The organism is Desulfobulbaceae bacterium, from assembly GCA_013792005.1.
GTDB lineage: Bacteria > Desulfobacterota > Desulfobulbia > Desulfobulbales > VMSU01 > VMSU01.
In genome coordinates this window covers 1-11,372 of sequence record VMSU01000135.1, presented here as the reverse complement: position 1 = coordinate 11,372, position 11,372 = coordinate 1, and the positions used below count along the sequence as shown (strand labels likewise).

Here is an 11,372-nt window from a genome sequence, read left to right as displayed (position 1 = left end):
TGTGAGGAGAGCAATGACAATCCTCCCAAAGAGGTATTGAGGCTAAAGGTAACCAAGGTATTCCCCAAGGGATAGCCAGCGCTGTCAACCACCCTAAAGGTTACCTTGGCTGTTTCCGATTTATTGGTGCCTCCTGTTCCCTTCAAGGTAATCATCGGCGGAGTAGACAACGGATTGGTTACAACAGAGACAAACTGTAATGAACCAGTCGCTGGTGAACTGACCTTCAAATTCGCTGTCGCAGTCACCCCATTAAGGAGGGTGGCAGTGATAGTATCACCCGGATTGCCATTGTTACAGCCATTATCCCGATACGACGCGGTCGCTGTGCCGTTCACCGTGGTCACCGAAGGGGTAAGGGTTGCCTTGCCACTTGTCGCACAGGCAGAAGTGAAACTGACGGCGATGGGCGTGGTATATAGCGCGCCATTAACAAGGACCCCAACGCTGACACTCGCGGTTCCGTAGGCGGAAAGGGATGTCGCCGGGACTGAAATAGAACTCAAAGATAGTACCGTGGAACCGATTGCATAATTCAGAGAAGCCGTGGCGGATGTTCCGTTGACGGTAGTGTTTGCCTGAAGTGTCGAGGCACCACCAGAAGTATTGGTAGTGGTCAGCTTAACCGTCGCCAAGCCGTTAACATTGGTAAGCGCCGTATTCGCTCCGCCGGAAAAGGCCCCATAGAGTTCATCGACAGTAAAAGTAACAATAGCATTAGCAACCGGTTTTCCATCAGAGTCCAGGACGGTAGCCGTAACCAAAGCCGGATCAGTGTTGCTCACTGAGGTCACGGGAGTAGTTCCGTTATTAGCAGTCATTGCCAAGCTCAGTGTCGGCTGAGCAACGGTTAATGGCTGGCTGGTCTTGTTGACCCAAAAACCAATTCCCTTGCCCAAAGTCTTCGAGTTCTGTGTAAAATCGAGAAAACCCTTACTGACGATATAGTCCAGCAAAGCCGTCCCCCCTTGGGCCTCAAGGCTGGGGGCATAAAAGTACCACTTACCGGACAGCCGGTCCCAGGCCCACAGGGTAGTCAGGTTGTTAGGGACGCCTGCAAATCCTGGTGGATTATCACTTAATGCGAGGTTAAACTCACTCGGGGTGAGGCTTTCTGCTGTGCTCACCAAATTCCAACCCACCACAAGATCATCCGCGCTCAAAATATAAGGGGCGCCGGTTTGAGTCGGAAGGGTATTTTTGATTACCGCATTTACCCAGTATCCCTCACCGGATTTAATTTCACTCATTACCGCAAACCCCTTGCTGACGGAGTAGGCCAAAAGCTCTCCCGCTGTCATCTCTGGGCTGTAGAACTGCCATTTCGATGTAGCAGAATCCCATTTCCACACAGTGTCAACTTCAAGAGGGTCATCGAAAATAGTGCCCACACTCAAAGTTTGATCCAGACTGTTACCAACGAGATTCCATCCTCGCTCAAGGATCAGGTCAAAAGTAACGATGCCGGCTCCAGGTGTTGATCCCCCTCCTCGGACCAGGTGAGCCGCCGCGATGGGAAGAGCCTTATCCATGGGGGATGTTACTCCATAGACAAAATTAACATACATCCCGTTATTAGCGTTGGCAGAATCAGTCGTGCTCGACCAGAAAATATTATTACTCTTATTAGGGAAGACCTGCTCATTGATTGCCGGGGTAGTGGGGAAATACGATTCAATGATGGATTCCAGTTCGCTAATTGTAGGCACTCGCCAATCACTGTGCCCAGCAAAGGTCACCGTGTTGCTGAGAGCATTGGCTTGAGCCCAGGTGTATGTCTTTATTTGCCCTCCAGAACAGGTAGTCCCTGACCAAGTCTGTCCCTCAGCACAGTGCTTCCAGGTCAAACCTGTGCTCGTATCGGTGACGGTGCCATCAGCGTTGTCAGTGTATGCTGCAAATGATATCGCTGGGAGGGCCACAACAAGGAAGGAGAGTGCCAAAGTCAAACCAACCCGTTGAGACAGGAAGCCAATCCCTTTAGCGTATAAACAAAAAAATTTCACACCATTAATTATGACTTGCACCATTATATTCTCCTCAAAACAGGGCATCATTCTGCGATCTGCATAACTACTGTGTCAGATTCAATCCGGGTGCCTCTAACTCAACTTCACGACTTCACGAAAAAAACCTATAGCGAAATGAGTTGTGGCCGAAGCAATATGATCAACTCTCGTTTCCGAGTCACAGTACCATCCCTTTTAAAGAGCTTGCCGAATGGACCGGGCAATGCGCCTAAACCGGCGACTGAAGTGTTGCTATAATTTTCATTGGAATCTGTCAGCCCACCGACCACCAACATTTCTCCGTTCTTGACCCGAACCATGGTATTCATTTCTCGAAGACTAACTCTAGGCAAACCAACCTGATTAGAACCAATAGATCTATACTCAAGCTCTGTCAGCGACGATGTGACCGGTGTCAAACTGAGGATAATTTGGTCGTCTTCCATAATAGTGGCAATAACCCCCAAGCCAAGTCCAGACATGACACTGTCAGGGGTAACCGTATAGGAAATAGTTCCGGTATCTTTATCTGTGGTCGATGAGATCGATTTAATATAGGCCACATTCTCACCAACACTGATCATGGCTGGCTGGCCATTCATAACACTTATTTTGGGACTTGACAGGACCTCGACATGCCCCTGCTCCTTCATGGCGTCAATCAAGAGATTAAAGGTCACAGGAGCCATGGTCAAAAACTTCTGGGTTAGAATAGACCCACTGTTGATAATAGTATCGGTCGCCGAAGAAATCGCTTGGTTGGGACCAACAACAGTAATACTACTATCAGGCCCGGTAATCGTGCCTGTCGAACCAGCAATTGCAATCGAACTGTCAGGGCCTGTCTGTGATAAAGCGCTTGCTGTTTCTGAGTGGTTCGTCGTGACAGTACGGGTATTATTGATGCCGGAATCGACCCTAAGCCTACCCGGATCAAGAGAAAATCCACCGATGGACTTGGTCAGCAGAGAACTCCAGTCAAGACCTGTTGTGTTATCGCCAGACAAGGTTATCTCGATAATTTTTGCCTCAATCGATACCTGCCGGTAGATTTCACCTCGCAAGTTGTTGATATAATTTTCAACCTTGCCCAGTAAGGCACGAGGTGCAGTTACCGTGATCAGCCCGATCGGTCGATCAATAGTGTAGTAGCCAAGACCAGAGTTTCTGCCGCTTTCAACACCTTCAACCACTGCTGGGGGCGCCGCTGCTGGGGGTGCCGCAACACCGGCTGCCTCCTGAGTGGTTGCAGACGGTGTTGCTTCAAGGTCAACTACACGAGGGGGCGGTATCGACCAAACCTCTAGAATTTTATCCAGGTTTTTTTCGATATTACCCCAGATATCAAATTTATTTTCATTGCTGTTGATGTTCAAGGTTCCCGTCATATTTGATCCCTCGGTGTTGCCCAACACATCACCACCAACACCGGTTGAATATGACGAGGAAATAAACGGCATGGCGACATGAAATTTCTTGGTTTCCTTATGATGAACCACGATTGTGTTGCCCTGCATCTCATAAAAATAATCGAGCTGGCGAAGGAGATTGTTGATGGCCTCAAAAAAATCCTCTTCCGGCATAATGGTAACGTGGACCAAGGCCTCCTGATCCACATCATTGGCCCAACTTATATTCATGGACTTCAATTTCGCCAGCTCCTGCATCACTAAACGCAAAGGTTTCGGCCCGGAGGGGGCGATCTTGGCACCTACGGGGATTGCGACATCGCTGGAAAAAGATGATCCCACAGCAGAGGAGGGGGAGGGAGATATCTGGTACGATGTGGTTTGATAGCGTACTGGCAGCTGATTTGACAAAGAATCGGTCTTTGGTTTCTCGGCAGAACCATCGGTCGCCCCCTTGGTGTGTTCAGCGATAAAAGCGGAAGTCTGCTGCTCCGACGTCGGCCCCTGCTGGGGAAGACATCCCCATACCCCGAATGTCACGATAAGTGCCCACACCCAGGACAGGAAAGTGTACCTGCTCAAATTATGCTTGGTGAAAAAGTATTCTGCTGGCATGACAGTTGCTCCATTGTCAATGGTTATTGCGTATTCGCTAAGGCAATCCGGCCTTTTATGTACTGAATTAAATCGGGCGCCAACTCATAGCCAGAATACATGATCGATTTATATTCGGCCACGGCCAAGTCAGATTTTCCCTGTTTATCTAATATCCTCGCCTTGGCAATCATTATCTCAAGGCTTGCGCCATACAATTGATTATATTGAGCAAGTGTCGCCATAGCACCAGCAAAATTAGAACTCTCCTCTTGAAAACTTATAAAACTGAGTAGCGCAGAACGAGAAGGCTTCTTACCACTCACCGCCTTTTCAAAATACTGCTGAGCCTCTGGCCTCCTCATGTTGGCCGAGCCAACAGCAGCCTGCAATGAGGCCTCAAGGTCATCAGGATTAAGAGCCAGCGCCTTTTTAGCATAATCGACACCAGCCTGATGATAGCCCAAATTCACCAGACACACTCCAGCAATCCGCTTGGCAAGTTCCGCATTGGTTGGCCATTTATCCAACGCCTTCTGGTAGAGGCCAAGCGCTTCTTTAAATTTCCCTTCCTGGACCAGACTATTTCCCCGTTGAACCAGCATCTTAGCTTCGACCACTGCCGGAGGATCACTCAATTTTTTATCAATAGCCACAACCATGTCATCCTCAGGTGCCTCCAACCCAAGCTCCGACTTCGCCGTTGCCTTCTCCGGCCAGACAAAGCCCTTCTCCTTGGCCGAAATAACAATGGTGTTATACCGCTCCTCCTTCTGCAACCCTTTCAGGTTCATAATAACATCCAGGAGAAAATCCCATGGGACTTCGCGAAGCGACAAGGTCAAAACCCCGGAGACCGAATCGTCCACCACAATATTATAGCCACCGACCTCGCCCATAAGACGAAATACATTGTGAAGATTGGTCTTATAGAAATCCACCGAAATTTTCTGCCGGTCATAACCTGCCTCGGCAAACTCATCGCCAGTGATCCCCACCTGCTGCAACTGCTTGTGAAGAACACTAACTTTCTTATCCGACGCCACCGATGAAGCCAATACCTGAGCGACAGGGTCCTCGGGTTCTTCCTGCTCAATCACCCCACCGTCAGCTGCAATGCTAATTAAAATACCCTCAGGGGCCGGAGCAACCGTATAATTAAACAGCCTCTCAAAACTCGAATCAAAAACAAACCGCGCCCCTTCCGCTCGGTCAGAAATCCTAATCCGCTCCAGACCTCCAGCACCAACCTCTGTATCCCGATCCAAGGCAGGGGCTTTTACCCTCGGCAAATCAAGATACATCCGATCCGGCCGACCATCCCCTTTGGTCAGATCCACCTTAGTGTAATCCTGAATAGGACCATCAGCTACCAAAAGAATACTAACGCTGTCGGTCCCCTCTCTCTTAACCTTCATGTCATAAATTTCAGAAAGCCCTCCACCCTCACCTCTCTGTGATGCCTCTTCTATAACTGGCACGGTGCCAACCGAAAGAGGAGGGGAGGGCGCAACTGACTCCTTACTGTTAGCAGCAAATATAATAGTGATATCATTGGCATCCCGTTTCACCGTATACTCACTGTCAGAATTGAGCGCGATCTCAAGCTTGGCGATAACCGGCTTTTTTTCGGCAAGAATAGTCCCGGTAATCATGGCCACAGGGGACTGATTCACCTCAATTGGCAGATGAAGCGAGTCAGCAAATCCGGCATTGGCGATGTCAACTACCACTCGCATCGGATCAAAAAGCTGATAGGTGGTGAATGTAGGCGACATATTCCCCTTGATCGTCAAGGAAAGACCGCCATCAACCTTTTCAAAAACAACACTCGAGGCCTGATACTCGCCATCTGCCTGAGCCAGACACCCTTTCTCAAAAACCACTGACATGGTCAGAGTCAGGAACATTACGCACAATATCGTAAGTCGCTGGATATTCACTATTGATCTCCCTCTTTTCGCAACACCATTTCATTGGTCATGACCCGCTTAGTGCCGCTGGTGGTCAGAGACCACTCCTCAATGATGACGGCGTTGGATACAATCGATTTCACTTCGCCCCGACGGCCAATTTTATCATTCACCCGAATAATATGGCCCATACCGGTGGAATCCTCCACCATGGCCAAAGTCTGCTCTCCCGAAAAAAGTATCGCCACCAGGGTCAACTGCCCAGGTTCAAACAATTGCATCCCGACTAAAGGTGCATCTTCCTCTGTGGCCCGCAGGGTGGGACCGGTCTCTTCCGTCAAGAATGGCCGGAATGGATCGGAACGGTTTTCTCGCCGGTAAGCAAAAGGTATTTTCAGCATTTCCTCCAACCCCTTTTTCTGCAGCGTTGTTTCTGCCACCACCGTACCTGAATTCTGAGGGACTACCTCAGCGGCACAAACACTACCCATGCCCCCCCCAAAGAGAAGAACAATGCAGCCAAGAAGAAGTAGAGAATGCATCTTATTTCTTCGTTGCATTGTTCTTCGCTGCCTCGACTGGCTCAATAAATTTATAGGTGACCAGATCCAATTTCGCGTCTACAAGCATCTCCCCATCGGTCAACTTCGGACTTCCCAATAGAACCTTAGACACATTGACAATACGGGGTAACTTGCTAACCGTATCTAAAAAATAGCCGACATTATGGTAGGTTCCGTTGACAGAAAGAGCCACCGGAATCTCGGCATAAAAACCCTTGACCGCCTCTGCCCCGGGAACGAAGGATAAGATATCCAGTCCGGCGCGACTGCCTTCACCAGAGATGCTTGACAGCAAAGAGGGTATTTCCTTGGTGTCGGGAATCACTAAGGCCGCTTCTTTAAATTTCTTTTCAATATCGGCCATCAAGGCCTTTTGCTCGTCAAGTTTGGCAGCCTTGACCTTAACTTCGGCGATCTGCTGTTGCAACTGGGTCACACTTGCCTCAAGGGCTATAATCTCTTGCCTTTTTGGTGAAAAATACAAAAAATAAAACAACGCGGCCGGCACGATGAGCGCTGCCAAGGCAATCGCCACTTTGTGATTGACCGACAAGGGGGTAACCTTAGTGTCAATAAAGGAATCAAAAGCCGCCTGGATGTTCTTGGTGTCCATGAGCCGTCCGCTTATTATTTCACGCCTCCCGCAACAGGAGCGGGGGCGGGCCGGGCCGGAGCCACAGCGTTGATAATCATCGAAAAAGCTTTCAATTTCTGGTTACCGACCTTGGTCAGCGAAGAATTCTTAAGCTCAGCCGCCACAAAAAAGTCGGATTTGCTTATCTTGTCCATATATTCAGCGATAGTGGCGTTATCAAGAGCTATCCCGGCAAGGGTGATGATATCGTTAGTGTAATCAAGAGAATTCAACCACATACGATCAGGAGGAGTGAGAGTCGCGACCTCGTCAAGTATCCTGGTAGGCAATTGCGAAGATACTTTTAAGGCCTTGATCACCCCAAGTTTGGTTTCAATAACCATCTGGGCCTTCTTGATATTTTCAATCTGAGTAATTATCGCCTGATACTTTGCAAGCTCCTGATTAAGCCTTGCAGACTCCGCCTGCAAGGATGAAATCTTGCTGGCCTGCCCGAATCCCATCAGGACAATAACCCCCAACAAGACAACAACAGCTGACACCAAACCGATCACCTCCTGACGGGTTCTGATCCGCTGTTTGATCTGCCGAACTGGTAAGAGATTGATTCGTATCATCGTCAGGTCAACTTGGTTACAGGTCTGCAGTGCGAATTGCCAGTCCCGCGGCAATAGCCATCTCTGGCGCCATGTGCTTAAGGTAGGCGCTATCGATTTCATCAGCATTGACCGTTACGGTAACAAACGGATCAAAAATTTCGGCTTTGATCCCGGTCTCCTCGCTCAGGAACTGGTCAAACCCCTTAATTCTGGCGCCTCCCCCACTCAATACCAACCGATCAATCCCCTCTTCACTGTGGCCCGCCAAATAAAAATCAAGGGCCTTTTTGATCTCCAGTATCCACTGGGTACAATTCTTGACAAATATTTCCTCAATACACCCTTTTTGATCGCCCGGATCTCGCTGCCCCGTCTTAACCGCTTCGGCCTCGTCAAACTCCAACCCACACTGACTCTGAATCTGTTCAGTGATCTGCCAACTGCCCATGACCACGTCACGGGCCAGGATTGAGGTGCCGTGGGCCAGAATGTTGATACTCATTTTACTGGCCCCGATATCAACCAAAGCAACATTCTCGTCTGCCCCGCAAACCTCGGCAAAGGAATTTTCCAAGGCAAAGGCATCGACATCCACCACCACTGGTTGCAGACCGATCCCCTTAAGCATACCGAGATAGGCATTCACCACCTCTTTCTTGGCGGCAACCAGCATGACATCTGTGCGATCGGAATGATCGGTATTGGTCTTCAGATCCTGAAAATCGAGATAGACATCATCAATATCAAAGGGGATATACTGCTCTGCCTCGGTATGGATATGGTTGGCTAAATCATCCTCAGACATCACCGCCAAATTGATTTTTTTTACAATAACCGAATAACCGGACATGGAAATAGCGACCTTCTTATTCTTGATCTGCAAATTACCCATCAACGCGGAAATTACCTGACCAACGGCATCAGGGTCGTTAAGAATACCATCGGACACTGCGCCTTCCGGCAACAGAGCACTACCAAGTTTGACCAAGCGCCGACAATTTTTTCCTGTCTCGACAAACTCACAGATCTTGATTGCATACGACCCAATATCAAGACCGACAGCTAAGTTCTGTCGCTTACTCCACGGCAGGGAAAATTCGAGATGTGGGAACTGAATTTTTCGCATCTGATCCAAATATCAGCAATTCGATATAAATCGTAAAAGCTTTGCAACAATGAATTACACTGCTCCAAAGCCTGTAAATCCTGCACTTAACAGGAAGAAAATAGTATCTCTATTAAATTAAAATCCACAAAACAAAAAGTTTGTCAAGCATATCTCACAAGTGATCTTCCTGAAATTGCAATTATTTTCTCGCAAAAACCTTCCACAAGAAAGGAAAGACACATATATAGTATAGTCGAGCAACACACAACCACAACATATTGGATTTCATAATCTTTCGTTAATTTTTCCGTTTTTTCAAACCTTCTTGTGTTTTCCGCCAATTTGGGATAAAAATTGGCGGGAGCAGAAGCCTTGATGAAATGACTTTTTTCACTGCCTTGCTTGCTTCTCACTCACCCTGCTGCCCGTCACCCATCCACCACACAGCTTATGGAGTCTTCCTTTGATAGATACTAGCAATAAAAAATCTCTGGTCAGAGAATATATTGAGGCGATACTGATCGCCTTGGTGCTGGCCCTGTTCATTCGCACCTTCATTGTCCAGGCTTTTAAAATCCCGTCCGGCTCCATGGAGCCGACCCTGCTCATTGGCGATCATCTTCTGGTGAATAAATTTATCTACGGCATTAAAAATCCATTCACCGGTGAAACCTGGGTCTCGATCTCTAAACCAGAACACCGCGACATCATCGTCTTCAAGTACCCGGTTAACCCAGATCAAGATTTTATTAAACGGGTAATTGGCGTCGAAGGCGACACCGTCGAGATGAAAGACAAAAAATTATTGGTCAATGGTGATCCTTTTATCGTCGACCGAGCAGTCTACCGAGACCCAAATATTTTCCCTGCAGAAATGCAGCCCCGGGATAACTTTGGACCGATCACCGTGCCCCAAGGATCTCTCTTCGTCATGGGAGACAACCGGGACAACAGCTACGACAGCCGATTCTGGAAATTCGTCAAACTTTCCGAAGTGAAAGGCAAAGCATTTATTCTCTACTGGTCGTGGAACAGCGAATGGACTTTTGAGATCAGCAATCTCCCCATCCGTTTTTCCCGGTTGTTCAACCTCATCCATTGACACGAGGTCACTGATGAATGTCGAATACCGCTTCAGCCACAAACACATCATCAGCATTGATGATTTTTCAGCGGAAGATTTACATTATATTCTACAAACAGCTGAATCACTTAAAGAAATTTCCACACGGTCTATCAAAAAAGTTCCGACTCTGCGCGGAAAGACGATCATCAATCTTTTTTTTGAACCAAGCACCAGGACTCGACTCTCCTTCGAAGTCGCTGCCAAGCGAATGAGTGCCGATACCTTTAACATTTCCGCCTCCACCAGCTCCGCTACTAAGGGCGAGACCCTGATTGATACCGCTAGGAATCTTGAGGCGATGCAGCCTGACGCCATCATTATCCGCCACTCCTCCTCCGGCGTTCCCGAACTCCTCAAGCGACATATTCAGGCCTCAATCATTAATGCCGGAGACGGTACCCATCAGCACCCAAGCCAAGCCCTTCTTGATATGATGACTGTCAAAGAAAAAAAAGGCCACCTTGATGGCCTCAAAATCGCCATTATCGGCGACATTACCCATAGTCGAGTCGCCCATTCCAATATCTTAGGGTTCACCAGGATGGGCGCACAAGTCCACGTTTGTGGACCAAACACCATGTTACCCCCTGGCCTGGAGGCCATGGGAGCAACCCGCCACCTTCATGTGGCCGATGCTGTTGTCGATGCCGATGTGATCATGGCCTTGCGTATCCAGAAAGAACGGCAACATGACCCACTGATCCCCTCTCTTCGTGAGTACGCCTGCGTTTTCGGCATCAACCGTACCATCGCCGCCTTGGCCAAACCCGACGCATTGATCATGCATCCCGGACCGATTAACCGTGGAGTTGAAATGACCCCGGACGTGGCTGACGGTTCACAATCGGTAATTCTTGACCAAGTTGAAAATGGAGTCGCCATTCGCATGGCGCTCCTCTATCTTGTCTTGGGAGGTGATTAATGAGTTCTTTCCCGCCACTTGTTCTTGAAAATGGCCGAATTATCGACCCAGTAAACGGTGTTGACCAGATTGGCACGCTCCTCATCGCTGATGGACTATGCCGAACAATCACTCCTGGAGATCCACTTCCTAAAGGAACAGAACACCTCGACCTCACCGGCAAATGGATAGTTCCTGGTCTTATCGATATCCACGTCCATCTCAGAGAACCGGGAGAGGAGTATAAGGAGACGATCACAACAGGAACCACTGCCGCGACTGCTGGGGGCTTTACCGCAGTCGCCTGCATGCCAAATACCCGCCCGGTGCTTGACACAGAAAGCAGCATCAGCCTGGTCGTCTCCCGGGCTCAAGGGGCCTCAGCGCGCGTCTATCCTGTTGGAGCAATCAGTAAAGGCAGCCACGGAGAAAATCTTGCCGAATTTGCCGAGATGAAGAGATCTGGTGCTGTGGCCTTCACCGATGACGGCCGTCCGGTTATAAATAGCCAGATGATGCGACGAGCCATGGAGTATGCCGCTAACTTTGATCTAC

At 48.8% G+C, this 11,372-nt stretch carries 11 protein-coding genes; 3 read left to right on the top strand and 8 right to left on the bottom strand.

Going from position 1 to position 11,372, the window contains the following annotated elements; genetic code table 11:
• The 8 genes from FP815_07870 to FP815_07835 all read right to left on the bottom strand — a co-directional run.
• Nucleotides 1-2,057: DUF1566 domain-containing protein (locus tag FP815_07870; GenBank protein ID MBA3014858.1), on the bottom strand; the 2,057-nt coding region annotated here is incomplete at its 3' end.
• Nucleotides 2,058-2,134: 77 nt separating this feature from the next.
• A complete protein-coding gene (locus FP815_07865) occupies nucleotides 2,135-4,033 on the bottom strand; it encodes a hypothetical protein (protein ID MBA3014857.1) in 1,899 nt (632 codons plus the stop codon).
• A gap of 23 nt (nucleotides 4,034-4,056) precedes the next feature.
• A complete protein-coding gene (locus FP815_07860; GenBank protein ID MBA3014856.1) occupies nucleotides 4,057-5,955 on the bottom strand; it encodes an AMIN domain-containing protein in 1,899 nt (632 codons plus the stop codon).
• Nucleotides 5,955-6,467 (bottom strand): hypothetical protein, encoded by a 513-nt coding sequence (locus tag FP815_07855; protein ID MBA3014855.1) that lies wholly within the window; start codon nucleotides 6,465-6,467, stop codon nucleotides 5,955-5,957. Before FP815_07855 ends, FP815_07860 begins: the two co-directional genes overlap by 1 nt.
• Nucleotide 6,468: 1 nt before the next feature.
• Nucleotides 6,469-7,101, bottom strand: coding sequence for a pilus assembly protein PilO (locus tag FP815_07850; GenBank protein ID MBA3014854.1), 633 nt, complete (start codon nucleotides 7,099-7,101; stop codon nucleotides 6,469-6,471).
• Between the two features lie 14 nt (nucleotides 7,102-7,115).
• Nucleotides 7,116-7,808, bottom strand: a complete 693-nt coding sequence (locus FP815_07845; protein MBA3014853.1) for a PilN domain-containing protein — start codon at nucleotides 7,806-7,808, stop codon at nucleotides 7,116-7,118.
• Nucleotides 7,717-8,808, bottom strand: coding sequence for a type IV pilus assembly protein PilM (gene pilM, locus FP815_07840; GenBank protein ID MBA3014852.1), 1,092 nt, complete (start codon nucleotides 8,806-8,808; stop codon nucleotides 7,717-7,719). Before pilM ends, FP815_07845 begins: the two co-directional genes overlap by 92 nt.
• 143 nt (nucleotides 8,809-8,951) lie before the next feature.
• Nucleotides 8,952-9,203, bottom strand: a complete 252-nt coding sequence (locus FP815_07835) for a hypothetical protein (protein ID MBA3014851.1) — start codon at nucleotides 9,201-9,203, stop codon at nucleotides 8,952-8,954.
• Between the two features lie 53 nt (nucleotides 9,204-9,256).
• Between FP815_07835 and lepB the strand changes: the two genes are divergently transcribed.
• The 3 genes from lepB to FP815_07820 form a co-directional block, all read left to right on the top strand.
• Entirely contained in the window at nucleotides 9,257-9,892 is a 636-nt protein-coding gene (gene lepB / locus FP815_07830; protein ID MBA3014850.1) for a signal peptidase I, read from the top strand.
• Between the two features lie 13 nt (nucleotides 9,893-9,905).
• Nucleotides 9,906-10,838 (top strand): aspartate carbamoyltransferase catalytic subunit, encoded by a 933-nt coding sequence (locus FP815_07825; GenBank protein MBA3014849.1) that lies wholly within the window; start codon nucleotides 9,906-9,908, stop codon nucleotides 10,836-10,838.
• Nucleotides 10,838-11,372, top strand: a 535-nt coding sequence (locus tag FP815_07820; protein MBA3014848.1) for an amidohydrolase family protein, incomplete at its 3' end; no start/stop codon positions are given. The genes FP815_07825 and FP815_07820, both read left to right, overlap by 1 nt.

Coding starts and splice junctions, on each gene's coding strand:
- FP815_07845 (MBA3014853.1), bottom strand. CDS start 7,808: ATGCTGATGAAATCGATAGCGCCTACCTTAAGCACATGGCGCCAGAGA.
- FP815_07850 (MBA3014854.1), bottom strand. CDS start 7,101: ATGGACACCAAGAACATCCAGGCGGCTTTTGATTCCTTTATTGACACT.
- pilM (MBA3014852.1), bottom strand. CDS start 8,808: ATGCGAAAAATTCAGTTCCCACATCTCGAATTTTCCCTGCCGTGGAGT.
- FP815_07855 (MBA3014855.1), bottom strand. CDS start 6,467: ATGCATTCTCTACTTCTTCTTGGCTGCATTGTTCTTCTCTTTGGGGGG.
- FP815_07865 (MBA3014857.1), bottom strand. CDS start 4,033: ATGCCAGCAGAATACTTTTTCACCAAGCATAATTTGAGCAGGTACACT.
- FP815_07825 (MBA3014849.1), top strand. CDS start 9,906: ATGAATGTCGAATACCGCTTCAGCCACAAACACATCATCAGCATTGAT.